General features: G+C 69.8%; 21 protein-coding genes and 1 tRNA gene. 4 read left to right on the plus strand and 18 right to left on the minus strand.

The features are described from left to right. Positions 1 to 8: 8 nt before the first annotated feature. The 6 genes from proP to dnaK form a co-directional block, all read right to left on the minus strand. A complete protein-coding gene (gene proP / locus J5X86_RS00550; RefSeq protein ID WP_208514883.1) occupies positions 9 to 1,619 on the minus strand; it encodes a glycine betaine/L-proline transporter ProP in 1,611 nt (536 codons plus the stop codon). A 54-nt stretch (positions 1,620 to 1,673) separates the two neighbouring features. Then, positions 1,674 to 2,045, minus strand: a complete 372-nt coding sequence (locus tag J5X86_RS00555) for a cupin domain-containing protein (RefSeq protein WP_208514884.1) — start codon at positions 2,043 to 2,045, stop codon at positions 1,674 to 1,676. Positions 2,046 to 2,206: 161 nt separating this feature from the next. Beyond that, entirely contained in the window at positions 2,207 to 2,683 is a 477-nt protein-coding gene (locus J5X86_RS00560) for a heat shock protein transcriptional repressor HspR (RefSeq protein WP_208514885.1), read from the minus strand. Positions 2,684 to 2,688: 5 nt separating this feature from the next. Further along, on the minus strand, positions 2,689 to 3,885 hold the full coding sequence (dnaJ, locus tag J5X86_RS00565) for a molecular chaperone DnaJ (protein ID WP_208514886.1): 1,197 nt from the start codon (positions 3,883 to 3,885) through the stop codon (positions 2,689 to 2,691). A gap of 45 nt (positions 3,886 to 3,930) precedes the next feature. Continuing rightward, the gene (grpE, locus tag J5X86_RS00570) at positions 3,931 to 4,590 is read right to left on the minus strand and encodes a nucleotide exchange factor GrpE (RefSeq protein WP_208514887.1); all 660 of its coding nucleotides are present in this window, start codon (positions 4,588 to 4,590) and stop codon (positions 3,931 to 3,933) included. Further along, the gene (gene dnaK / locus J5X86_RS00575) at positions 4,587 to 6,458 is read right to left on the minus strand and encodes a molecular chaperone DnaK (protein WP_208514888.1); all 1,872 of its coding nucleotides are present in this window, start codon (positions 6,456 to 6,458) and stop codon (positions 4,587 to 4,589) included. Before dnaK ends, grpE begins: the two co-directional genes overlap by 4 nt. Positions 6,459 to 6,728: 270 nt before the next feature. Between dnaK and J5X86_RS00580 the strand changes: the two genes are divergently transcribed. Next, positions 6,729 to 9,017, plus strand: coding sequence for a (Fe-S)-binding protein (locus tag J5X86_RS00580; RefSeq protein WP_208514889.1), 2,289 nt, complete (start codon positions 6,729 to 6,731; stop codon positions 9,015 to 9,017). A 178-nt stretch (positions 9,018 to 9,195) separates the two neighbouring features. Here J5X86_RS00580 and J5X86_RS00585 read toward each other — a convergent pair whose 3' ends face one another. Further along, positions 9,196 to 12,258 (minus strand): SpoIIE family protein phosphatase/ATP-binding protein, encoded by a 3,063-nt coding sequence (locus tag J5X86_RS00585; protein ID WP_243979171.1) that lies wholly within the window; start codon positions 12,256 to 12,258, stop codon positions 9,196 to 9,198. Between the two features lie 459 nt (positions 12,259 to 12,717). On the opposite strand from J5X86_RS00585, the gene J5X86_RS00590 reads away from it, so the two are divergent. Further along, the gene (locus J5X86_RS00590) at positions 12,718 to 14,325 is read left to right on the plus strand and encodes an FG-GAP repeat protein (protein WP_208514890.1); all 1,608 of its coding nucleotides are present in this window, start codon (positions 12,718 to 12,720) and stop codon (positions 14,323 to 14,325) included. Between the two features lie 187 nt (positions 14,326 to 14,512). After that, entirely contained in the window at positions 14,513 to 15,466 is a 954-nt protein-coding gene (locus tag J5X86_RS00595) for a Yip1 family protein (RefSeq protein ID WP_208514891.1), read from the plus strand. 159 nt (positions 15,467 to 15,625) lie between these two features. Here J5X86_RS00595 and J5X86_RS00600 read toward each other — a convergent pair whose 3' ends face one another. Together J5X86_RS00600 and dcd are read right to left on the minus strand one after the other, a co-directional pair. After that, positions 15,626 to 16,123: a phosphoribosyltransferase gene (locus J5X86_RS00600; protein ID WP_208514892.1), complete on the minus strand. Its 498-nt coding sequence runs from the start codon at positions 16,121 to 16,123 to the stop codon at positions 15,626 to 15,628. A 5-nt stretch (positions 16,124 to 16,128) separates the two neighbouring features. Further along, positions 16,129 to 16,704, minus strand: a complete 576-nt coding sequence (dcd, locus tag J5X86_RS00605; protein ID WP_078642588.1) for a dCTP deaminase — start codon at positions 16,702 to 16,704, stop codon at positions 16,129 to 16,131. A gap of 530 nt (positions 16,705 to 17,234) precedes the next feature. Here dcd and J5X86_RS00610 point away from each other — a divergent pair. Then, positions 17,235 to 17,308: transfer RNA gene (locus tag J5X86_RS00610), tRNA-Gly, on the plus strand. Between the two features lie 51 nt (positions 17,309 to 17,359). Here J5X86_RS00610 and J5X86_RS00615 read toward each other — a convergent pair. From J5X86_RS00615 to J5X86_RS00655, 9 genes are all read right to left on the minus strand, one after another. After that, positions 17,360 to 18,517: a tyrosine-type recombinase/integrase gene (locus J5X86_RS00615; protein WP_208514893.1), complete on the minus strand. Its 1,158-nt coding sequence runs from the start codon at positions 18,515 to 18,517 to the stop codon at positions 17,360 to 17,362. Then, a complete protein-coding gene (locus tag J5X86_RS00620; protein WP_030836256.1) occupies positions 18,517 to 18,720 on the minus strand; it encodes an excisionase family DNA-binding protein in 204 nt (67 codons plus the stop codon). Before J5X86_RS00620 ends, J5X86_RS00615 begins: the two co-directional genes overlap by 1 nt. Further along, a complete protein-coding gene (locus tag J5X86_RS00625) occupies positions 18,713 to 20,008 on the minus strand; it encodes a replication initiator (protein WP_208514894.1) in 1,296 nt (431 codons plus the stop codon). Before J5X86_RS00625 ends, J5X86_RS00620 begins: the two co-directional genes overlap by 8 nt. 165 nt (positions 20,009 to 20,173) lie before the next feature. Further along, the gene (locus J5X86_RS00630) at positions 20,174 to 20,470 is read right to left on the minus strand and encodes a hypothetical protein (RefSeq protein WP_119990290.1); all 297 of its coding nucleotides are present in this window, start codon (positions 20,468 to 20,470) and stop codon (positions 20,174 to 20,176) included. A 24-nt stretch (positions 20,471 to 20,494) separates the two neighbouring features. Further along, on the minus strand, positions 20,495 to 20,689 hold the full coding sequence (locus J5X86_RS00635) for a hypothetical protein (RefSeq protein WP_020869652.1): 195 nt from the start codon (positions 20,687 to 20,689) through the stop codon (positions 20,495 to 20,497). Positions 20,690 to 20,704: 15 nt separating this feature from the next. Further along, the gene (locus J5X86_RS00640; protein WP_069875102.1) at positions 20,705 to 20,890 is read right to left on the minus strand and encodes a mobile element transfer protein; all 186 of its coding nucleotides are present in this window, start codon (positions 20,888 to 20,890) and stop codon (positions 20,705 to 20,707) included. 12 nt (positions 20,891 to 20,902) lie between these two features. Then, positions 20,903 to 21,529: a DUF2637 domain-containing protein gene (locus J5X86_RS00645; protein WP_119990288.1), complete on the minus strand. Its 627-nt coding sequence runs from the start codon at positions 21,527 to 21,529 to the stop codon at positions 20,903 to 20,905. Between the two features lie 23 nt (positions 21,530 to 21,552). After that, entirely contained in the window at positions 21,553 to 21,762 is a 210-nt protein-coding gene (locus J5X86_RS00650) for a hypothetical protein (protein WP_119990286.1), read from the minus strand. 81 nt (positions 21,763 to 21,843) lie between these two features. Further along, positions 21,844 to 23,220 (minus strand): FtsK/SpoIIIE domain-containing protein, encoded by a 1,377-nt coding sequence (locus J5X86_RS00655; protein ID WP_119990284.1) that lies wholly within the window; start codon positions 23,218 to 23,220, stop codon positions 21,844 to 21,846.

Here is a 23,220-nt window from a genome sequence, read left to right on the forward strand (position 1 = left end):
GGGCCGGATCACTCCTCGTCCTCCTCCCGGTGGCCCGCCCCCGCCCAGGGGTGGCGCAGCCGGATCCAGACGTCGCGGGCGTGCCGCCCGGCCTCCGTACGGCTCTCGGCCACCGCCGTACGCGCCTCCTCCTCGGTCTCCACCATGGGCCCCGAACCGCGCAGCGGCTTCCCCGCCGTCTCATGCAGGAACAGCGTGGCGATCAGCCCGATCACACCCGCCGCCATCAGGTAGAAGGCGGGCACCAGCGTGTTGTGCGTGGTGGCCACCAGCCACGAGGCCAGCAGCGGCGTCGTCCCGCCGAACAGCGACACGGAGAGGTTGTACGAGATCGACAGCGCGCCGTAGCGCAGCCGGGTCGGGAACAGCGCCGGAAGCGTGGCGGCGCTCGTCCCCGCGAAGGTGACCAGCATCGCGCCCAGGATCAGACAGCCGATCGCGGGCATCAGCACGCCGCCCGCCCGGATCAGCAGCACCGCCGGAATGGCCAGCGCCACCAGACCCAGGCTGCCGACCAGAAACAGCGGCCGCCGCCCCCAGCGGTCGGAACCGCGCCCGACCACCGTGATCGCCAGCACCACGAACAGCATGGTGCCCAGCACCAGCACCTGGGCCGTGGTGGCGTCCTGGCCGAGCGTGGAGGACATGTACGTCGGCAGATACGACGTCACCATGTAGTTGGTGACGTTGTACAGCAGCACCAGGCCCATGCAGATCAGCATCGCCTCCCAGTGCTGGGTGAAGATCTCCTTCAGCCGCCCCCGTCCGGACTGACGAGCCTCCTCGATCGGCACGGTGTCGCCGTGCGCCTCCGCCGCCTGTGCCGCCTCGGCCGCCCGCTCGGCCTCCTGCTGGAACGCCGGGGTCTCCTCCAGCCGCAGCCGCATATACAGACCGATCAGCCCCAGCGGCCCCGCCACCAGGAACGGCACCCGCCAGCCCCACTCCACCATCCCGGTCTCACCGATGGCCGCGGTGAGCACGGTGACCAGACCGGAGCCCAGCGAATAGCCGATGAAGGTGCCGAAGTCGAGCCAACTGCCGAGAAAGCCACGGCGCTGATCGGGCGCGAACTCGGCGATGTAGGTGGTCGCCCCCGCGTACTCACCGCCGGTCGAGAAGCCCTGCAGCACCCGGCAGGCCAGGAGCAGCAGCGGGGCGGCGAAGCCGATCTGGGAATAGCCGGGCAGCACACCCACCGCGAAGGTGCCGGCCGCCATCAAGATCATGGTGGTGGACAGCACCTTCCGCCGCCCGATCCGGTCGCCCAGCGGCCCGAACACCAGCCCGCCCAGCGGCCGCACCACGAAGGCCACGGCGAAGGTGGCGAACGTGGAGACCACCTGGGCGGCGGGGTCCTCGGCGGGGAAGAAGACCCGGCCGAGGGTGACCGCGACATAGGCGTAGACACCGAAGTCGAACCACTCCATGGTGTTGCCGATCGCGGTCGCCGTGACCGCGCGGCGCATCCCCGGCTTGTCGACGACGGTGACGTCCTCGATGTCCAGCGACTCCTTACGGCGTCGCAGCAGCGTCCGGATGAGCTGGTCGGTACGGGCACTTCCGTGCGGCCACCCCCCGCGGCGGGGTCCACGCGGTGGTATCCGACCGGTACTCATCTCGTCCCCTGCCGACGGCTGAACCGCTACAGGACGCCGCTCCCGCCCCCCGAGTCAGGCCCCGGCCTCACTCGACTTCGCATACGTCAACGCCATCTGCCCGGCGACGTCGTACACCACGACCTGCTCATCGCCGACGACCCACGCGTCATGGCCGGGCGCCACCACATACACATCCCCGGGCCCCACCTCGGCCTCCGCGCCATCGGCCGTGCGCAGCCGCATCCGGCCCTGGATCACGATCCCGCTGTGGTGGACCTGGCACAGATCGGTCCCCACGATCGGCCGCACCGACTCCCGCCAGCGCCATCCGGGCTCGAAGGTGCCCACGGCGAAATCCAGCCCGGTCAGATGCAGGGCTTCGATATGGCCTCCGGGAAAGTCACGCCGCTCATCCGGCTTCTCGATCGTCTTGACTTCCACCATGGCGATACCTCCTCCCATATCTCCATGGTGCGCCCGGCACGCCCCATCGGCGCGCCCGGCCGAGAGCCCACCGGGCAGGCATGTGGCGGAGCCGGGCACGCGAAAGGCCCGGTGGCCGTAAGGACGGTCACCGGGCCTGCGATCAGCGGCGCGCCGGGGCGCTACTCCGGGCGCTTGGGGCGCCAGACGACCAGGGCGCTGCTCTGCTGGACGTCCTGGTAGCGGACCAGGTCGCGGCGGTAGGAGGCATGGACCTGGGCCTCGCGCTGCTGCATGGCGGTCGCGGCGCCCTCGACCGCGGCCTGGAGCTCGACGACACGGGCCTGGAGAGCCGCGACCTGGTTCTCCAGCTCGATGATGCGCTTGATCCCGGCGAGGTTGATGCCCTCGTCCTGGGACAGCTGCTGGACCTGGCGGAGCAGCTGGATGTCGCGCGCGGAGTACCGCCGGCCACGGCCGGCGGTGCGGTCGGGGGAAACCAGGCCGAGGCGGTCGTACTGACGCAGGGTCTGCGGGTGCAGCCCGGAGAGCTGAGCCGCCACCGAGATGACGTACACCGGCGAATCCTCGGTCAGCTCATAAGGGTTACGGGGCCCGGCGCCCCTGCCTCCGATGCCTCCTCGGCCGTGCGACTCCATTGGGGTCACGCTCCCTTCGCGGCCTTGAACAGCTCCGCCCGTGGGTCCTCTCCCACGGTCGCTTCGCGATACGACTCCAGCGCGTCCCGCGCCGTGTCGCTCAGGTCCTGCGGCACCGTGACCTCGACGGTGACCAGCAGGTCTCCGCGCGTGCCGTCCTTACGGACCGCGCCCTTGCCACGGGCGCGCATCGTCCGTCCGTTGGGCGTGCCGGGCGGCAGCTTCAGCGTGACCGGCGGGCCGCCCAGGGTCGGGACCTTGATCTCGCCGCCGAGCGCCGCCTCCGGAAGGGTGACGGGCACGGTGACGGTCAGGTTGTCGCCCTTACGGCCGAAGACCGGATGCGCGTCCACGTGCACGACCACATACAGATCACCGGCCGGGCCGCCGGTCTCGCCCGGGGCGCCCTTGCCGCGCAGCCGGATCCGCTGGCTGTCGCTGACGCCCGCGGGGATCCGGACCTGCATGGTGCGGGCGGAACGGGCCCGTCCGCTGCCCTTGCAGGTTTCGCACGGGTTCTGAGCGATCAGGCCGCGGCCGCGGCACTCCACACACGGGTCGGTGAGCGAGAAGCCGCCCCCGCCGCCCCGGCTGACCTGGCCGGTGCCGACACAGGTCGGGCAGACCCGCGGGGTGCCGTCCCGGTCGCCGGTGCCCGAGCACGCCTTGCACGGGGCCTGGCTGGACATCCGCAGCGGGACCGTGGCCCCCTCGACGGCCTCGGTGAAGCTGAGCGTCACCTCGGACTCGATGTCCTGGCCCCGGCGCGGCTGGGCGCGGGTGGCGCCGCCGCGGCCGAACAGCCCGCCGAAGACATCCCCGAGCCCGCCGCCGAAGCCACCGGCGCCACCGCCACCGCCACCGGCACCGCCGCCGCCCTGGGCGCCACCGAAGAGGTCACCCAGGTCGAAGTTGAAGTTTCCGGTGCCGCCCGGACCGCCAGGACCGGGGCGGAATCCGCCGTTCCCGAAGAGCGAGCGGGCCTCGTCGTACTCCTTGCGCCGCTTGGGGTCGCCGAGGATGTCATTGGCCTCGGAGATCTCCTTGAAGCGGTCCTCCGCCTTGGCGTCGCCCTTGTTGGCGTCCGGGTGGTACTCGCGGGCGAGCTTCCGGTACGCCTTCTTGATCTCCGCCTCGGTCGCGTCCTTGGGGACGCCGAGGACTTTGTAGTAGTCCTTCTCCACGAAGTCCTTGGTGCTCATCCTCGACGTCCCTCCTCTCCTGCTGCTCCCGCGATCACCGTCACGTCAGCCCTCTTCCGGGCCACCGCTCTCCTCGTCCGGCGCCGCGGCCTCGCCTTCGCCGCCCTTGACGGGGGTGGCTCCCGGCTGGGGCTCGGCGACCGCGACCCGCGCCGGGCGGATCGTGCGCTCGCCGATTCGATACCCCGGCTGCAGAATCTGCACGCACGTGGTCTCGGTGACATCCGGCGCGTACGAATGCATCAGGGCCTCGTGCACCAGCGGGTCGAAGGGCTCGCCCTCCTTGCCGAACTGCTGCAGGCCCAGCTTCGCCGACACCGACTCCACCGATTCGCCGACCGACTTGAAGCCGCCGACGAGCTCGCCGTGCTCACGGGCGCGGCCGATGTCGTCGAGCACGGGCAGCAGCTCGGACAGGAGGCTCGCCACGGCGATCTCCTTGACCGTCACCCGGTCCCGCTCGACCCTGCGCCGATAGTTCTGGTACTCCGCCTGGAGCCGCTGGAGGTCGGCCGTCCGCTCACTGAGGGCGGTACGCACCTGGTCCAGCTGTGCCTGAAGGGCTACCTGCTCGAGGTCCCCGGCCGGGGCTGCCGGGCCCGCCTTGTCGGCGGACCCGGCGCCCTTCGCCGCGTCGTCGGGGTTCTGCGCGGCCTCGGAGGGGACGTCGGGCTGCTCCTCGAAGCCCGGGGTCTCCTCCGTCACGCGGCACCACCCTGGCCCTTGTCGGCCTTGTCGTCGTCGACGATCTCGGCGTCCACCACATCGTCATCGGCCTTGGCCTGGCCCGCGGCGCCGGCGTCACCGGCGGCGGCACCGGCCGCGTCCGCGCCGTCCGCCTGAGTGTTGGCGTACATGGCCTGGCCCAGCTTCTGGCTGACCGCGGCGACCTTCTCGGTCGCGGTGCGGATCTCGGCGGTGTCCTCGCCCTTGAGCTTCTCCTTCAGCTCGGTGAGGGCCTCCTCGACCTCGGTCTTGACCTCGCCCGGGACCTTGTCCTCGTTGTCCTTGAGGAACTTGTCCGTCTGGTAGACGAGCTGCTCGGCCTGGTTGCGGGTCTCGGCGGCCTCGCGGCGCTTGTGGTCCTCCTCCGCGTACTGCTCGGCCTCGCGCATCATGCGGTCGATGTCGTCCTTCGGCAGCGCGGAGCCGCCGGTGACGGTCATCTTCTGCTCCTTGCCGGTGCCCAGGTCCTTCGCGCCGACGTGCATGATGCCGTTGGCGTCGATGTCGAAGGTGACCTCGATCTGCGGCACGCCGCGCGGGGCCGGCGGCAGACCGGTCAGCTCGAACATCCCGAGCTTCTTGTTGTACGCCGCGATCTCGCGCTCGCCCTGGTAGACCTGGATCTGCACGGACGGCTGGTTGTCCTCGGCCGTGGTGAAGATCTCCGAGCGCTTGGTCGGAATGGTCGTGTTGCGCTCGATCAGCTTGGTCATGATGCCGCCCTTGGTCTCGATGCCGAGGGACAGCGGGGTGACGTCCAGCAGCAGGACGTCCTTGACCTCACCCTTGAGGACACCGGCCTGGAGGGAGGCGCCGATGGCGACGACCTCGTCCGGGTTGACGCCCTTGTTGGCCTCCTTGCCGCCGGTCAGCTCCTTGACGAGCTCGGCGACGGCGGGCATGCGGGTCGAGCCACCGACCAGGACCACGTGGTCGATCTCGGACAGCGAGATGCCCGCGTCCTTGATGACGTTGTGGAACGGGGTCTTGCAGCGCTCAAGCAGGTCGGAGGTGAGCTGCTGGAACTGGGCGCGGGTGAGCTTCTCGTCCAGGTGCAGCGGGCCCTCGGCGGACGCCGTGATGTAGGGCAGGTTGATGGTGGTCTCGGACGAGCTGGAGAGCTCGATCTTCGCCTTCTCAGCGGCCTCGCGGAGGCGCTGCAGGGCCATCTTGTCCTTGGACAGGTCGACGCCGTGGCCGTTGTTGAACTGCTTGACCAGGTAGTCGACGACGCGCTGGTCCCAGTCGTCACCACCGAGGTGGTTGTCACCGTTGGTGGCCTTGACCTCCACCACGCCGTCGCCGATCTCCAGCAGCGAGACGTCGAAGGTGCCGCCACCGAGGTCGAAGACCAGGATGGTCTGGTCGTCCTTCTCCAGCCCGTAGGCGAGCGCGGCGGCGGTAGGCTCGTTGACGATACGCAGGACGTTGAGGCCCGCGATCTCACCGGCTTCCTTGGTGGCCTGGCGCTCGGCGTCGTTGAAGTACGCCGGGACGGTGATGACCGCGTCCGCGACCTTCTCGCCGAGGTACGACTCCGCATCCCGCTTGAGCTTCTGCAGGATGAAGGCGCTCATCTGCTGCGGGTTGAAGTCCTTGCCGTCGAGGTTGACCTTCCAGTCGGTGCCCATGTGGCGCTTGACCGACCGGATGGTGCGGTCCACGTTGGTGACCGCCTGGCGCTTGGCCACCTCGCCGACGAGCACCTCGCCGTTCTTCGCGAACGCCACAACGGACGGCGTGGTCCTGGCGCCCTCGGCGTTGGTGATGACGGTGGGCTCACCGCCCTCGAGAACACTGACGACGGAGTTCGTCGTACCCAGGTCGATGCCGACCGCACGTGCCATTTCGGGATCCTCCAGCTACAGCATTGAGTGGAACAGGCTCAAGCGTGCATCAGCCCGATCGCCGCTGTCAACAGACCTGAGTCGCATGGGCTCAAGTTTTATATGAGGCTTATGCCCAACCAAGCGCGGATGAGAGGGAGGAGGGGCCAAGTGAGCGACACAGATCACCGGCTCGTCGACTACATACGCCCCCGTCCGGGCGGGTAATCTCGGTCAGGCCACATTAAGTTACTGCTTAGTAATCCAGCTCGCAGGTTCGAGGAGCCCCATATGCAACTCGCCGCGATCATCGTGTCGCTGGTTCTCACCGCGGTCGGCGTTGCCCTGCTCGGCCGGGCCGTCGCGCAGTTCGTGCGCTTCTTCAAGCTCGGCGCGCCGGTCCCAGCGGGGGCCAGGACCGACAACCCCTACCAGCGCAGCGTGACCCTGGCCCGGGAGTTCCTCGCGCACACCCGCATGAACAAGTGGGGCGTGATCGGCGTCGCCCACTGGTTCGTGGCGATCGGCTTCCTGACCCTGCCGCCGACCATCATCAACGCCTACGGCCAGCTCTTCCAGGCGGACTGGACGCTGCCGATCCTCGGCGGCTTCCTCCCCTACGAGCTGTACATCGAGTTCATCGGCACGATGACCACCCTGGGCATCCTGACGCTGATGGCGATCCGGCTGCTCAACCTGCCCAGCCGGGCCGGCCGCAAGTCACGGTTCACGGGCTCCACCGCCTGGCAGGCGTACTTCGTCGAGTACGTCATCCTCATCATCGGCGTCGCGATCATGGCCCTGCGCGGCACCGAGGGCGCGCTGCACCACGTCGACCACTACGAGCCCGCGTACTTCGCCTCGTATCCGCTGGTCCAGCTCTTCGACGGGCTCAGCGTGGACACGGTGCAGAACCTGACCTACCTGTTCGCGATGATCAAGCTCGGTACGACCATGATCTGGATGATCACGGTCAGCACCAACCTCGACATGAGCATCGCCTGGCACCGCTTCCTCGCCTTCCCGAACATCTGGTTCAAGCGCAACGCGGAGGGCGACGTGGCCCTCGGCGCGCTGCAGCCGATGGTGAGCGAGGGCAAGCCGATCGACTTCGAGGACCCGGACGAGGACGCCCAGTTCGGCGTCTCGCAGATCGAGCACTTCTCCTGGAAGGGCATCCTCGACTTCTCCACCTGCACCGAATGCGGCCGCTGCCAGTCGCAGTGCCCCGCCTGGAACACCGGCAAGCCGCTGTCGCCCAAGCTGCTGATCATGGCGCTGCGCGACCACTCGCACGCCAAGGCGCCGTATCTGCTCGCCGGTGGCGGCGCTGTGACATCAGCGGCTGGCGCCGCGGGCATGGAGGGCGAGGAGAAGGCGAGCGAGGGGCAGCTCGCGGACGTGCCCGCGTCCGCGCTGGCCGAGGCCGAGCGTCCCCTGATCGGGACCCTCGAAGAGAACGGCGTCATCGACCCCGACGTGCTGTGGTCCTGCACCACCTGCGGTGCGTGCGTCGAGCAGTGCCCGGTGGACATCGAGCACGTTGACCACATCGTGGACATGCGCCGCTACCAGGTGATGATCGAGTCCTCGTTCCCGTCCGAGGCGGGCACGATGCTCAAGAACCTGGAGAAGAAGGGCAACCCCTGGGGGCTCGCCAAGAAGCAGCGCCTCGCGTGGACCAAGGAAGTCGACTTCGAGGTGCAGGTCGTCGGCAAGGACATCGAGGACCTCACCGAGGTCGACTACCTGTACTGGGTCGGCTGCGCGGGCGCCCTGGAGGACCGGGCGAAGAAGACCACCAAGGCCTTCGCGGAGCTGCTGCACATCGCGGGCGTCAAGTTCGCGATCATGGGCGGCGACGAGGCATGCACCGGTGACTCCGCCCGCCGCCTGGGCAACGAGTTCCTCTTCCAGCAGCTCGGCCAGCAGAACGTCGAGATGCTGAACATGGCCTTCGGGGAGGATGCCGAGGAAGGCGTCACCGTCGACAAGGCCAAGAAGAAGATCGTCGCGACCTGCCCGCACTGCTTCAACACCATCGCGAACGAGTACCCGCAGCTTGGCGGCGAGTTCGAGGTCATCCACCACACCCAGTTGCTGCAGCACCTCATCGACGAGGGCAAGCTGATCCCGGTCACCCCGGTCGAGGGTCTGATCACCTACCACGACCCCTGCTACCTGGGCCGCCACAACAAGGTCTACACCCCGCCGCGCGAGATCATCGCCAAGGTGCCGGGGCTGCGGAACGAGGAGATGCACCGCCACAAGGAGCGCGGCTTCTGCTGTGGCGCGGGCGGCGCCCGGATGTGGATGGAGGAGCGGATCGGCAAGCGCATCAACAACGAGCGCGTGGACGAGGCGCTGTCCCTCAACCCGGACATCGTCTCCACCGCCTGCCCGTTCTGCCTGGTGATGCTGACCGACTCCGTCAACGGCAAGAAGAACGACGGGAAGGCGAAGGAAGAGCTGCAGGTCGTGGACGTGGCGCAGCTCCTCCTCGACTCGGTGAGGACCCCGGCCGCGCCGGAGGACGGCGGCAAGAGCGCCGAGGAGCCGGAGCCGGCCCCGGCCAAGTGACGCCGCAACCGATGCGCTGAAGCCCGCCCACGGGGTCCGTGGGCGGGCCTCACGCTGCGCTGAGGGCCGTAAGGCGGCCCTGGAGAGTCGTAGGCGGCCGCGTTGCCCGTACGGCGCTCGTGAGGCGCTCGTGAGCGCCTCACGGCTTTCATACGAGCCCTGGAGCGCCCTGAGGCCCTTACGACCGCGGCTTGACGCTCTTCGACAGCGGCAGCGCCTGCTCGGTCCAGATGACCTTGCCGTCCGAGGTGTAGCGGGTGCCCCAGCGGTCGGCGAACTGCGAGACCAGGAAGAGCCCCCGGCCGCCCTCGTCCGTCGTCCCCGCGTACCGCAGATGCGGGGAGGTGCTGCTGGTGTCGAAGACCTCGCAGATCAGGCTGCGGTCGCAGAGCAGCCGCACCCGGATCGGGCCGGTCGCATAGCGGATCGCGTTGGTGATCAGCTCGCTGAGGATGAGCTCGGTCGTGAACGCGACATCGCCCAGATCCCACTCCGCCAGCTTCCGGGCCACCGCGGCGCGCACCGCGGCCACCTGCGACGGGTCGGAGGCCACCTCCCAGTCGGCGGTCAGACCGGGCTCCAGCACCCTCGTACGGGCCACGATCAGCGCGATGTCATCGCTCGGGCGGTCGGGCAGCAGCGCGTCCAGCACGGCCGTACAGGCGTCCTCGGGCGTCCGGCCGGGGTGGGACAGGGCATCGCGCAGCATCTCCAGACCGGTGTCGATGTCCCGGTCGCGCTTCTCGATCAGCCCGTCCGTGTAGAGCACCAGATGGCTGCCCTCGGGCAGGTCCAGCTCCGACGTCTCGAACGGCAGCCCGCCGAGGCCCAGCGGGGGCCCGGCCGGGAGATCGAGGAACTCCACCGAGCCGTCCGGACGCACCAGCGCGGGTGGCGGATGACCGGCCCGCGCCATCGTGCACCGCCGCGTCACCGGATCGTAGATCGCGTACAGACACGTGGCCCCGGTGATCCCCTCGCTCCCACCGCCGTCACCGTCCAGTCCACCAGGGCCCTCGTCCTGGTCGATCCGGGCGATCAAGTCATCGAGGTGCGACAGGATCTCATCGGGCGGGAGATCGAGCGTGGAGAAGTTGTGCACCGCCGTCCGCAACCGCCCCATCGTCGCCGCCGCGTGCAGGCCATGCCCGACGACATCGCCCACCACCAGCGCCACCCGCGCCCCCGGCAACGGGATGACGTCGAACCAGTCGCCCCCGACCCCCGACTCGGCCGGCAGATAGCGGTACGCCACATCCAGCGCGTTCTGCTCGGGCAGCATCCGGGGCAGCAGGCTGCGCTGCAGGGTCACCGCCATGGTGTGCTCGCGGGTGTAGCGCCGGGCGTTGTCGATGCTGACGGCGGCCCGGGTGACCAGCTCCTCGGCGAGGGAGATGTCGTCCTCCTCGAAGGGCTCCGGCTTCTCCGCGCGCATGAAACTGGCCACGCCCAGGACGACGCCCCGGGCTCGCAGCGGGACCGTGATCATCGAGTGGATGCCGTAGTCGACGATCCGCCGGGCGTGCTCGGGGTCCTGCTCCTGCCAGCCGGCGAAGTCGCTCAGGACCGGCTCGACCGTCACCGCTCCGCTGCGGAAACCGCGGGCCTGGGGCGCGCTCGGGCCGAATTCGATCAGCATGCCGAGGGGGTAGAGCGGGCCGTCGTCGCGGATGCCGCTGAGGGCCGTACGGCGCAGGACGGTACGGTCGCCGTCGGCGACCGCCATAGCGCCCCACGGGCCCGAGTCCGGGGCGCCGGTGCCCGCCGCTCCGTCCGGGGGCTCCTCGCCGCGCAGCACCGAGTCCGCGAGGTCCACCGAGACGTAGTCGGCGAACCGGGCCACCGCGTACTCCGCCAGCTCCTGGGCGGTGCGCACCACGTCCAGCGTGGTGCCGATGGAGACGCCCGCGTCGTACAGCAGCTTGAGCCGGTTGCGCGCGAGGTCGACCTTGCCGGACAGCGCGCGCAGCTCCGTGGTGTCGCGCAGGGTGGCGACGCTGCCGGGCGGGCCGCCGTCGCGGTCGGTGGGGCGGTGGCTGACGGACAGCAGCCGCTCACCCGCCGTATGAACCTCGTCGGTGGCGGGGCGCCCGGACACCAGCAACGCGGCGGTGTGCGGATCGAAGCCGAGCTCGGACACCAGCCGGCCCTCGGCGTCCGGCGGGAGATCGAAGAGTCGGCGCGCCTCGTCGTTGGCGAGCACCAGCCGCCTGTCGCCGCCGACGATCAGCACGCCCTCGCGCACCGAGTGCAGCACTGCGTCATGGTGCTCGTACATCCGCGTCATCTCGGCCGGGTCCAGCCCGTGGGTCTGGCGCCGCAGCCGCCTGCTGACCAGGGCCGTGCCCGCCGTGGCGAGCGCCATCGCGGCCGCGGCCGCGCCGAACAGCAGCGGGAGCTGATGGTCGGCCGCACCGCTCACCTTCTTGATCGTGATACCGGCCGCGACCAGGCCGACGACCTTCCCGTGGCTGTCCTTGACGGGCACCACGGACCGCACGGACAGGCCGAGCGTGCCCGTGAAGGTCTCCTGGACCGTCCGGCCCTCCGCCGCCGGGCGGATGCTGCCCATGAAGTGCTTGCCGATCCGGGCGGTGTTGGGGTGGGTGAAGCGGATCCCCTGGGGCGTCATGACGACGACGAAGTCGACGTGGGAGCCCTTACGGGCGCGCTCGGCGAGCGGCTGCAGCACGGCGCTCGGATCGGGGCCGCGGATCGTGCTCACCATGCCCGGCGCGCTCGCGAAGCTCTCGGCGACCGCCATGGAGCGGTTACGGGCCTCCCGCTCGCTGTCGTAGCGGGACTGCAGGACGAGCGCCACCACGGCGGCGACGACCAGCAGCAGCACGACCCCCACCTGAAGGACGAAGACCTGGCCGGCCACGGTGCGCACGCCGCGCACCGGGTTCCGGCGGGGCCGCCCGTAGCCGCGGCCGTGGGCGGTGCCGTGGCCGGAGCCGGATCCGCCGCCGGTCCGGCCGATGCGCACCGGCGACCGCTTCTGCGGGCCCCGCTGGGCGTACGCGTCCTGCCGGCCCTGCGGATCCCAGTGGTCATGGGGATCCGGCGAGCCCTGCGGATCGGATGGATCGCGCTGATCTCGCTGACCCTGCGGGTCCTGCTGAACGCGCCGCCCACGTCGTTCCCACGCCGAGCGGGGCCCCTCACGCCGACCCCGTGGGCGCCAGTCGTTCATCGTGCGGGCCAGCGGAACCCGTGGTCGACCGAAAAGTCCGGCCATGTCGTTATTTCTAGCACCCTCGCTCAGCGGCGGGCGAGCGGCGTCCGCCGCCGGGCGCCGAGCGCTCCCGTCCGACATCGCGACTACACCCCGCCCGAGCCCTCTTTCGCCGGTCTCGCCGCTTCACCCGTCACCCGCACACCGTGCGTTAAGCACATGACTGCCCCCGCTTTTCCGCGTTGAAGTTCCGCGTCGACCGACTACCGATACTGGCCGTGAAGTATCCCTTCTCACAACGACGTTACGAATTCCCTACAGGATCATGCCCGACGGCGCATAGGTAAATGTCCTGGACAGACCTTGTGCTCCAAAGGTCATCTTTACAGCCAAGCGGACTGATCGGTCCCGCGTCCTCGCGTACAACCAGTGAGCGGACGAGGACGAAACGCCAGGCATCACCCTCGTAACGAAGTGCCGCGCCCCTTGGCCTCAGCCGCCCTGATGGGTTGAGGTGGCCCGATGACGCCCGCACCTCCCCCCACCGCACCACCCGGCAGCGTCCCGGGCCCCCGACGCCGCACCCTCCTCCGCACCCTCCTCCGCGTCCCCACCGCCTCCATCGCCGCAGGTACGGCCTGCCTGGCGCTGCTGCTGGCCGCTTGCGGCCCCGACGACGGGGGCGCACGGGGTGGGCGCGACGGCTCCTCCTCCACCAGCGGGTCCGTCATCACCCCCACCGCCACCGCGCCCGTCCCCCACGGGAAGGGCAGCCGGCTGCCGGATGACGTCAACGGCGACGGCTATCCCGATCTACGGCTCCCCGTCCCGTCCGGCAAAGGGGGCCTGCCCAGCCGGATCGCCTTCGTCCACGGCTCGTCCCACGGCCTGAATCCCGCCACCCGCACCGTGCTGCGCCACCGCGACCTCGGCCTGCCGTCCCAGGACGTCACCGTCGCGGGCGCGACCGAGGTGGCCACGGCCGACCTGGACGGCGACGGCTACGCCGACGTCACCACCACGGCGGGCGAGGCCCTCGGCGAGCGCGAGACGGAGCGCACCCAGGCCACCGTCCGGACCGTCCCCTACATCTCCTGGGGCGGCCCCGGCGGCCCCCAGAGGACCCGCTCGGCCGCCCGCGTCCAGCTGACCGGCCCGGACGACGGCGTGGACGCCCAGCGCCCGACCGTCGGCGACTTCGACGGCGACGGCCACCACGACCTGGCCCTGATCCGCGAGGACCGCCACTCGCTGCTGGTGCTGTACGGACCGTTCAACCGGGCGGGCAAGGCCGCCCGGACCGTTCCGTACGCGAGCCCGCTGGACGGCCACGGCGAGATCGGCGATCTCATCGCCGACACCATCGCCGACAACGTCACCGCCAGCGACACCGCCCACGGCACCGGCACCCACGCCGCCGACGGCCACCGCGCCACCGATCTGGTGGTGCACGCGGTCAACGACAACGACCAGTCCGGCTCCACCCTCCTCGCCGCCGGGTCCCACGGCCTCAGCACAGAGGGCCGCAGACTGCGCGAGGGCAACGCGATCGCCTTCGGCGACTTCGACGGCGACGGCCGCCGCGATGTCGCGGTCGGCGACAGCGGCACCCGCAACGACGAGCCGGGCGGCGAGACGGAGCGGCCGGACATCGGTAAGACGGTGAGCGTCTACTACAAGCGGACCGCGCGGCCCGGGCGTGCCGATCCGCGCCTTCTAGAACCACGCCCCCTCAAGATGCCGGGGATGTCGGGCAAGCTGGCCGCCGCCGACACCGACGGTGACGGCACCGATGAGCTGGCCGTCTCGCTCGGCCGGGGCGGCGTCGAGCTGCTCACCCTGCGCCGGGCCTCCCACACCGCCACGACCCGCGTCACCGGGCGTCACCTCCTGACCCGCGCGGCACCTTCCGTCGTGGACGGCAAGACGATCCGTAAGGGCGAGCGCGCGGCCCGGCTCTACGACGTCGCGGACTTCGATCATGACGGTAAGGACGAGGTCGTTCTGGCGTGGGGCCCCGGTCTGGCCTTCTCGCGGTACGGCGAACGTCCCGAGTGGTGGTGGATCACGGACGGTAAGGCGGACAAGACGGCCTTCAGCAGCAAGCCGTTCGGGGCGGACGCGGACTAGGGCGGCGGGCCGGGGGAGCGAGGGCGGGCGAACGCCGGGGGAACACCGGGCGGGTACACCAGATACCCTCAGGAACCACCGGGGGAAAACCCATAAGGGACCCCCTAGGGGATGTCACAGCTCGGCCGCAAAGCCTGGTCCACCACACAGCTCCCGCACCCGGCCCGCTACGACCGGGTACGTTCGAATGGTGGCTGGATTCAGGATCGGACGCGGACGGGACTCCCACTCCGCGCAACAAGGGCAGCAGCAGCGGCCGCCGCAGTCGCCGTACGGACAGCAGGAGCCGTACGGCGGTCAGCAGCCGACGCAGTGGCAGCAGCCCTCCTCACAGGGAGAGCCGGAGTACTTCGGCGGCCAGGACCCGCACTACGGCCCCGGGCACGGCCCTGGTCCCGGACACGGAGGCCAGGGCCAGGGGCAGAGACCGTACGGACAGGGCGGCGGGTACGCCGACAACAACGCGGGCCATACACAGCAGTTCAGCGTCGGCGAGGCGCCCGACGCGTACGACCCGTACGGCCAGGCCCCCGGTTCGTACGACGACGGCTACGGCGGGCAGACGTACCGCGCCGGCTCCTCCACCGCCCCGCCCTCCGGCCCCCGGCTGCACTGGCAGCAGCTGCTGAGCGGCATCGTGCTGCGCCCGTCGGCCACCTTCTGGCAGATGCGGGACTACGCGGTGTGGGGCCCGGCGCTGATCGTGACCTTCGTCTACGGTCTGCTGGCGGTCTTCGGCTTCGACGACGCCCGTGAGGACGTCCTCAACGCCCCTATGGCCAACAGCATCCCGTGGGTGCTCACCGCGGGCGTCGCCATGGTGATCAGCGCACTGATCCTGGGCGCCGTCACCCACACCCTCGCCCGCCAGTTGGGCGGCGACGGCACCTGGGCACCGACCATCGGCCTGTCGATGCTGATCATGTCGATCACGGACGCGCCGCGGCTGGTGTTCGCGCTCTTCCTGGGCGGTGACAACTCACTGGTGCAGGTGGTGGGCTGGCTGACCTGGCTGACCGCGGGCGCCCTCTTCACCACGATGGTGAGTAAGTCGCACGACCTGCCGTGGCAGAAGGCGCTGGGCGCGTCGGCGCTCCAGCTGATCGCCCTGCTGAGCCTGCTGAAGCTGGGGACGCTGTAAGGCAGCCACCGCATTCCGCACGACCAAGGGGCCCGCACCGCGGGCCCCTTCCTCATCTCCTGCACGATCTCACGGGCTTGGCACCAGTGCACCCGTAAGGCGTCCAGCACCCTTCAGAGGCTTCCCGCCCCCATCGCCCCGCTCAGGCGTCCCGCCCCGTCAGGCGTCCCGTACCTGCCCCTCCCGCCGCACGACGGGCGGTTCGACGCTCCACGGAAAGTTGATCCACTGATCGGTGCGCTTCCAGATGTACTCGCACTTCACCAGCGACTGCGGCTTCTCGTAGATCACCGCGCTGCGCACCTCGGCGACGGAGCCGATGCAGAAGTCACGGACCAGCTTCAGCGTCTTGCCGGTGTCCGCCACGTCATCGGCGATCAGCACCTTCTTGTCGGAGAAGTCGATCGCGTTGGGCACGGGCGCGAGCATCACGGGCATGTCGAGGGTGGTGCCCACGCCCGTGTAGAACTCCACGTTCACCAGGTGGATGTTCTTGCAGTCGAGCGCGTACGCCAGCCCGCCGGCCACGAAGACCCCGCCACGGGCTATGGAGAGCACGATGTCGGGCTCGTACCCATCCTCGGCAATCTTCTCCGCCAGTTCGCGGACCGCGACCCCGAACCGCTCGTACGTAAGGTTCTCCCGCTGCTCACCCATGCCACTCACACCTTCGTCCGATGGAAGCGCTGGAACGACCGCGAGGGCGTCGGCCCGCGCTGCCCCTGATAGCGGGAGCCGTAATGGGCAGAGCCGTAAGGATGCTCGGCGGGCGAGGTCAGCCGGAACATGCACAGCTGCCCGATCTTCATCCCCGGCCACAGCTTGATCGGCAGCGTCGCGACATTCGACAGCTCGAGCGTGACATGCCCGGAGAACCCCGGGTCGATGAACCCCGCCGTGGAGTGCGTCAGCAGCCCCAGCCGCCCCAGACTCGACTTCCCCTCGAGCCGCGAGGCGATGTCGTCGGGCAGCGATACGACCTCGTACGTCGAGGCGAGCACGAACTCCCCGGGATGCAGGATGAACGCGTCCTCGCCCTCGGGCTCCACGAGCCGCGTCAGATCGGGCTGCTCCACCGCCGGATCGATATGGGGATAGCGGTGGTTCTCGAACACCCGGAAGAACCGGTCCAGCCGTACATCGATACTCGACGGCTGCACCATCGCCGGGTCGTACGGATCAATCCGCACCCGTCCGGCGTCGATCTCGGCCCGGATGTCCTTGTCTGAGAGAAGCACCCGAAGAGGATACGCACATCGGACCCACCCCCACGGCACAGGCCCGGTCCCACCGGACCGGGCCCGCACCCTGCGGCTTCATCGGCTACCGCTTACCGCTTCTCGGCACCCACCGGCACAGCGTGCCGGAGCCGGGCGCAACGCGGACACCGCAGCAACCGGCCGGGACCAATGCGGTCGACGGTGAGGTGCTGCATCGGGAACGAGGCGGTGCTGAATACGTGCCCTTCAGCACAACGGACGACGGTGCGCTCCATTGAGTCCCTTCCCCAAGAACGTGGACGGCGTGGACGACAAAAGCCACATTAGGGGATCAACCACACACCGCTCCACGCGGCACTCCGCACCCCCACCGTACGCCCAACTCCCGCACCTCAACAGCCGCTTCCACCCCGCCCACACCTCAGAATTCCACCCCAAAACACCCCAGAATCCACCCCGAACAGCACGAAGACCCCACGACGAATGCGCCTGGGGTCAGCCATGGGGTAAAGTGTCCGACGATGCGGCGCCGAGATCAGGCGCCCCTCGCGGGTGTAGTTTAATGGTAGAACATGAGCTTCCCAAGCTCAGAGCGCGGGTTCGATTCCCGTCACCCGCTCCACGCTTAAGGCCCAGGTCAGCGACCTGGGCCTTGTTTGTTGTCTAGACCTCTCTATGCCTCCCGTGCCCGTTGCGTGCCCGATGGGCTCTCGGCCGCCGCGCGGTGTGCCCGTACCCGAGCGTCCAGGGCGGCGGCGATCTCCTTCTGACGGTCGAGGTTGGAGTGCTGATAGATCAGCGCGGCCCGCTCGGAGGACTGGCCGGCACGGACCATGGTGTCCTTGAGCGTCGCCCCGGATTGGGTCGAGAGGGTATGTCCGGTGTGACGAAGATCGTAGAAACGAAAATCTTCCGGCAGCCCGACCTTGGCCCGTGCCCGACGCCACTTCCGCCCAAAGGAGGACCGCCGGAACGGTGCCCCCTTCTCACCCACAAACAGAAGCCCGTTGGGCTCCTTTTCGGCGAACCACTTCAGATGACGCTCCAAGTCCTTCCGGAGGAAGCCGGGCAGGACGATGAACCGCTTGCCCGCCTCGGACTTGGTGTCACCGACCACCCGCCGCCCGGTCGTCAGCTCAGGAGCGGCCCGCCGGACCCAGACGCCGACCGTTTCGAGGTCCACGTCAGGCCGCCGCAACGCGGCTTGCTCCTCCGGCCGTGCGGGCCCGTACGCCGCGATGTAGACCATGAGGCGCCAGCGGGGTCCGATCGCGTCCGCGAGGGCATCCACCTGGTCCACGGTGGCGATGGCCCGCTCAGGAGCCGACTCCTTGCCCGCCCCTCGAATCCGGCACGGATTGCGGCGGATCAGCTCATCCTCAACAGCCGTTTCCAGGATCGCTTTCACCAGCCGATACGACTTGGCGACGGTCGTTTCCCCCGTAGCCTTGAGCCGCTCAGCTCGCCATGTGCGCACCCGGGGCGGGGTGATCTCGTCCAGCTCCCAGGCCCGGAAGGTGGGCAGTATGTGCAGCCGCAGAAGGCGCCGGTACAGCTCTTCAGTGGTCGCGGAGAGGTCCCGTTCGTCGACCCACTGCGCGGCGTACTCAGCGAAGTTGACCGCCCCCGCGTCGGGGTCCTGCCAGTCGCCTTTGCGTACCTCCGTCTGCTGCTCTGCCAGCCAGTCATCTGCCTCCCCGGCCGTGGCGAAGGTGACTGGTGCCGGGCGGTCGATGCCATCGGGGCCGAGGTACCGCGCCTGATAGCGACCGGAGGGCAGCTTGCGAACACGCCCGAAGCGCCGCTTCTTCGATGGCTTCTTCTTCGGCATCAGGCAGCCCGCCCAAGGCGCCGACGCCGAGGCTGAACCGTGTTGGCGTCGATGTACTCCTGAATGACGCTCTCCGGGATACGGACGTGACGACCCACCTTGACGTACTTGATGCGCCGCTCGGCGACCAGCCGTCGAGGGAAACGGTCCGTGGTGCCCAGCAGCTCGGCCACCTGAGCAACGCTGAGGTACCGGTCACGCATGGGTCGGTTCTCCTTCCGTTCCGGGAGCGGGGGCGATCGTGGCAGTCAGCCATTCCTCGGCGGGCGTGAGGCCGGTACCGGCGTAGACCCAGTGGGCGAGGACCAGCGTGGTCTCGGCCGGGCCGGAGTCGTCGGCCGCAGCCTGAGCACGACGCCAGGCAGCGCGGGCGTCATGGAGGGCGCCGAGGGTGGTGGAGTAGCGGCGGGATTTGGTGGAGAAGTGGCCCCGGAAGCCGAGCATGTGAGCCCAGGCACTGAGCCGGAGGTGTTCCAGGTCTTTGCGGGCGCCGAGGGCCCAGGCGGTGCGTATGAGGCGGCGGGCGTGCTCGCTGATGTCGAGTTGGGCGACTTCGGCGATGAGCCGTATGGGCCGGTCCAGGGCCCCGGTCGCCGTCTCGGCGCCCTTGGTGGCGTACTTGGCGATGTATGCGGCCACGGCCCGATCCGTCAGCTCCTGGCCGCCGTTGAAGTCGGCGCCTCGGATGGGCCGTACGTCGAGTTCGTCACCGAAGGCGAAGGTGTGGGCCTGCCCGTCGATGACCGGCCCGGCGACCTGCGCCTTGGGCGTAGCCGCCTCGATAGCGTCGGCCAGCAGCTCGACCGTGGCCCAGGTCGGAGGCGGAGTGTGGCTGCCGCCGGGGCCGTCGAGGCGGATCACGGCATGGAAGTGGACAGCGCCGCGCTTTTGGTACTCGGCCACTTTGGCGAAGGACAGCCGGGCGTGCTCGCGGAAGGCCCGTTGCGTGAGCCCGGCCCGCTTGGCGACCTCCCGCCGCAGGTAGATCGAGAACCGCCGCCACAGCAGGCCCGCGTGAGCGTTCCAGAGCACCGCGGATTCGTAGTCGTACCTGTCCGGGGCCAGCGGCGTACCAAGCGCGTCGTCCTCCTGATCGTGGCGGACGCCGCACCGGCACCGACGGACCGTGCCAGCCGGACCGGTGGGCCGGTTGTGGACCGGGCCGAAGCTGGGCGCGGTGAAGGTGGCGAAGACGCGAGGGTGAGTGGCGACGTCTTCCGGGATGCCCTTGCCGCCACGTAGTCCGGCGGTGATCAGGTGGAAGGTGTCGCGGCGGTAGGTCTCGGCGCAGGCCGCACAGCGGGTGACACGGCGGTTGTTGCAGCGGACCAGGAGGTGCCCGGCGGGCAGTTCGGCGGAGTCGAGGTGTCGGAGGACGCGGCCGATCTCGCCGGTGTCCTGGTTGAGGTGGTGTTCGGTGCGGTGGCCGTCGAGGCGGATGGGGTTGGTGCAGCCGCCGAGGCCGGAGAGTTGGCGGAGCAGTGCGGGCATGGTCCCGAGGGCTGCCAGGCTGCGGAGTTCGGGCAGCGGAGGCGGGGTGGTGCGGGTGATGACGGGGTCTCCTCTTTCGGCTCTTGGGTCGGGAGGGGTTGGGCTGCCGGGGCGGCGGATGCTTGGCGGTATCGAGGCCGCCCCGGCAGTCGTGTTCGTGCGGGATCAGCGGCGGCGTTGGCTGGCCAGGAGCGAGCGCATGACGACAGCGGCCACGGCGACGGAGACGGCCGTCACGGCAACAGCGGCGAGCAGGGCCGTGAGGACGATGCCGACCGTGACCACGGCGCCGACCGTTCCGGCGTTGAGCCCGCTCAAGACCCCGGCCGGGCGAGTTGGAGCGGGCGCGGGGGCGTGTTGGCAGGAGCAGGCCGCAGCGTGACTCTGCTGGGCCGCCGGGACGGCCGTGGGCACGTGGACGATCGACGGCTTGGGGGCCTCTGGGTACTTCGGTCGGAACACAGCGATCTCCTCTCAGCTACTCGTCTAGTCGTGTTGTTCGTTGACGGAGTCGACGCCGGAGCGCGTACCGGACTCCACAGACGGCGCGAGGCCGGTGTGGGCGAGCCAGAAGCCGAACAGCGCGATCACGACGGCGACCCACAGGCGGACGCCCATGAACTTGATCGCGATCCAGGCGACGGCGCCGAGGACGAGGACCAGGGGCAGGCTCACGGTCACAGGCAATCTCTCCTTTCAGCGGACGGGGCAGCGGTGCGTACGAGCGGCCAGCTCGGCGGCGGCACGGGTGTCGTAGTCGGCGGAGAAGTCACAGCGCGGAGCGGTGCACACGGCGGTGTGCTTCACGCGCCCGCGTTGGTCGTTGGCGGTGCCAACACGGACCGGACCAACGCGCAGGATGTTGCGGAAACGGCGGAGCATGGTGGACTCCTGTCAGAGGCGGGAGGCGATGGCGTCAGCCAGCGGCGCGGGGACGCCGAGACGGGCGCGCAAGGTGGCTGTGTCGATGGGCGAGCCAGTACGAGCGAGATGTTCGTCGGCGAGCTTGCGCGCGTGGTTCACGAGCGCAGCCGGAACGTGCAGCGTGGGCGTTTCCGGCTCGGGCTCCGGGGCGGCGGGTGGCCCCGCGGTTTCCGGTGCGGCCGAGAGTGATACGACTTCGGCGGATTGGGCCGGGACCGGAGCGGCCTCGGCCGCTGGTGTGGTGTGTGCGAGGAGCGTGCCGCCGAGGAAGGCGACGGCAGGCCATCCGGCGACGAGGATGCGCAGCCAGTCCGGTACGTCGGCCAGGTCGAGCAGCCCGGCGGTGGCGACGTTCGCCCCGAGCGACGCGGCCAGGGCAACGACGAACCAGCACCAGCCCGCAGCCTTGGACGCCCCCGACCGGAGCCGCTTCCAGGCCGCCACGAGCAGCAGGTCAACGGAGACCGGATAGGCCCACGCCTTCCACCCGTCCTGCCCGGCCGCCGAGGCCAGGTCATGCAGGTGGGCGAAAGACAGCGCGGCAGCGATGACCGCTTGCACGAGCACCGCGTCAACCCGCGCCAGGTAAGCGCGCATGGGTAGAAGCTCCTTCCAGTGAGTCAGCCGTCTGCGGTGAGTTCGTCGGCACGTGCGCGAGCGGCGGCGGCGACCTCAGCGGCCTCAACGTCATCGGGCTGGGCAGCGGCGATGCGCTCCAACAGGTCCGCTTTGCGGTTCATCAACTCGGCGTTACTCCCGGCCCCGCGTGTACGGAAGTCGGCCAGGTCGGCCAAGAGCGCGGAGACCTCGGAAATGGTGGGACGAGGCACAGGGACTCCCCTTCGCTTTCAGGCATGGCGGGGGTAAGGACACGGCGCGGGTACGGTCGCGCCAGCCGTCGGGCGGGTGGATTACTCGGCGGCCGGAAGCGGCTTGAGCAGGGACGCCGGAGCGCTCACCGGTACGGCCGGCACGGTCGGCCGGAACGCTTCCAGCGCGGGCAGGTCCGGCACGAGATGGGCATGGTCGCGGCAGACGGCCGCAGCATCGGCGAGTGAAAGATGAGGCGGACGGATGCGGGACCAGCCGCCGGACGTGTCCCCCGCGACCGCAAGACCGGGCCGTTCGGGGGCGATGGCGCAGGCCGCGCCGACCGCTTCGGGGGCGATATCGCCAAGGGCCATCTTGGCGGAGGCTTCATCGTTCACGCGGTGGCAGACCCGGCCGGTCAGCTGAGCCCGGAGCATCGTGGCGCCCTTGCCCAGCTCGGCTCCGAACCGCTGTCCGCACACCTCCAGGTAGATGCCTGCCGCGCGGCCGAGTTGGGCGAGGCGGATGAGCTGGGTGACCATCTCGTCCCGCCGTTCCTCGTCCTTCCGCGTGGCGACGAGGAAGAGTTCGGCCACCTCGTCCACAAGCAGCACCACCGGCACCGGCTGCTCATCCTCCGGCAGCCCCCAGACATCAGAAGTGATCTCCTCATCCGGGGTACTGGGAGCGATGCCCTGCCGGGCCTTGATCAGGTCGTACCGGTCCTCCATCAGCCCGACCAGCACAGGCAGCAGCTCCGCCGCCTGCTCAGGATCAGTCGCCAGGGCCGAGAGCCGTGGGGCGAACGGCGCCAACTCGACACCCCGCTTGCAGTCGATCCCGACCAGCGCTACCGGCTGCCGAGCGAGCCCGGCGATCAAGTGCCGCAGGAACATCGACTTCCCCGACAGCGTCGCGCCTAGGGTGAGCTGGTGCGGGATGGCCCTGTAGTCCCGGACGAACGCCGTCGCGTCCTCCCGCAGCGCCACCGGCACCTTGAGAAACCCGCCACCGGTCTTACGAGGCATCCGGACCTTCCGGAGTACATCGAAGCCGATCAGCCGCAGCTCGACCACGCCCGGTTTGATCTCCTCCACGTAGGCGCCGTGCACGCCCCAGGCATGCCGAAGCCGTTCGGCCGAGGCCGCCACGTCCGCCGGTTCCTGCCCCGGCGCCAGCCGCAACCGGACCCGCAGCCCGGTCGACGTCGGACGGATAAGCCCCCGACGAGGAGGCACCGGCCGGACTTCCCGGTGCGTGAGTGCCTGCACTGCCCAGGCCCGCAGCCGGGACGGCGGAACGGTCAGCCCGCACGCGTCCATCACGGACCCGTACGACCCCAGCAGCCGGGCCGTCGAGATGGGCATCCCGATCGTGGACCAGTAGGCGGCCGGATGCTGGGCCCGGAGGTAGGCGGCTCCGCCGACCGTAGCGGCGACCGGACCGCCCACCTCCATCAGCGTCATCACGTCAGCCAT

This window comes from Streptomyces sp. NEAU-YJ-81 (assembly GCF_017592595.1).
GTDB lineage: Bacteria > Actinomycetota > Actinomycetes > Streptomycetales > Streptomycetaceae > Streptomyces > Streptomyces hygroscopicus_B.

Excerpts from the sequence above, each read along its gene's own strand:
- proP (WP_208514883.1), bottom strand. The coding sequence starts at position 1,619 with ATGAGTACCGGTCGGATACCACCGCGTGGACCCCGCCGCGGGGGGTGG.
- J5X86_RS00555 (WP_208514884.1), bottom strand. The coding sequence starts at position 2,045 with ATGGTGGAAGTCAAGACGATCGAGAAGCCGGATGAGCGGCGTGACTTT.
- J5X86_RS00560 (WP_208514885.1), bottom strand. The coding sequence starts at position 2,683 with ATGGAGTCGCACGGCCGAGGAGGCATCGGAGGCAGGGGCGCCGGGCCC.
- dnaJ (WP_208514886.1), bottom strand. The coding sequence starts at position 3,885 with ATGAGCACCAAGGACTTCGTGGAGAAGGACTACTACAAAGTCCTCGGC.
- dnaK (WP_208514888.1), bottom strand. The coding sequence starts at position 6,458 with ATGGCACGTGCGGTCGGCATCGACCTGGGTACGACGAACTCCGTCGTC.
- J5X86_RS00580 (WP_208514889.1), top strand. The coding sequence starts at position 6,729 with ATGCAACTCGCCGCGATCATCGTGTCGCTGGTTCTCACCGCGGTCGGC.
- J5X86_RS00585 (WP_243979171.1), bottom strand. The coding sequence starts at position 12,258 with ATGGCCGGACTTTTCGGTCGACCACGGGTTCCGCTGGCCCGCACGATG.
- J5X86_RS00590 (WP_208514890.1), top strand. The coding sequence starts at position 12,718 with ATGACGCCCGCACCTCCCCCCACCGCACCACCCGGCAGCGTCCCGGGC.
- J5X86_RS00595 (WP_208514891.1), top strand. The coding sequence starts at position 14,513 with ATGGTGGCTGGATTCAGGATCGGACGCGGACGGGACTCCCACTCCGCG.
- J5X86_RS00600 (WP_208514892.1), bottom strand. The coding sequence starts at position 16,123 with ATGGGTGAGCAGCGGGAGAACCTTACGTACGAGCGGTTCGGGGTCGCG.
- J5X86_RS00615 (WP_208514893.1), bottom strand. The coding sequence starts at position 18,517 with ATGCCGAAGAAGAAGCCATCGAAGAAGCGGCGCTTCGGGCGTGTTCGC.
- J5X86_RS00620 (WP_030836256.1), bottom strand. The coding sequence starts at position 18,720 with ATGCGTGACCGGTACCTCAGCGTTGCTCAGGTGGCCGAGCTGCTGGGC.
- J5X86_RS00625 (WP_208514894.1), bottom strand. The coding sequence starts at position 20,008 with ATGCCCGCACTGCTCCGCCAACTCTCCGGCCTCGGCGGCTGCACCAAC.
- J5X86_RS00640 (WP_069875102.1), bottom strand. The coding sequence starts at position 20,890 with ATGCTCCGCCGTTTCCGCAACATCCTGCGCGTTGGTCCGGTCCGTGTT.
- J5X86_RS00645 (WP_119990288.1), bottom strand. The coding sequence starts at position 21,529 with ATGCGCGCTTACCTGGCGCGGGTTGACGCGGTGCTCGTGCAAGCGGTC.
- J5X86_RS00655 (WP_119990284.1), bottom strand. The coding sequence starts at position 23,220 with ATGGCTGACGTGATGACGCTGATGGAGGTGGGCGGTCCGGTCGCCGCT.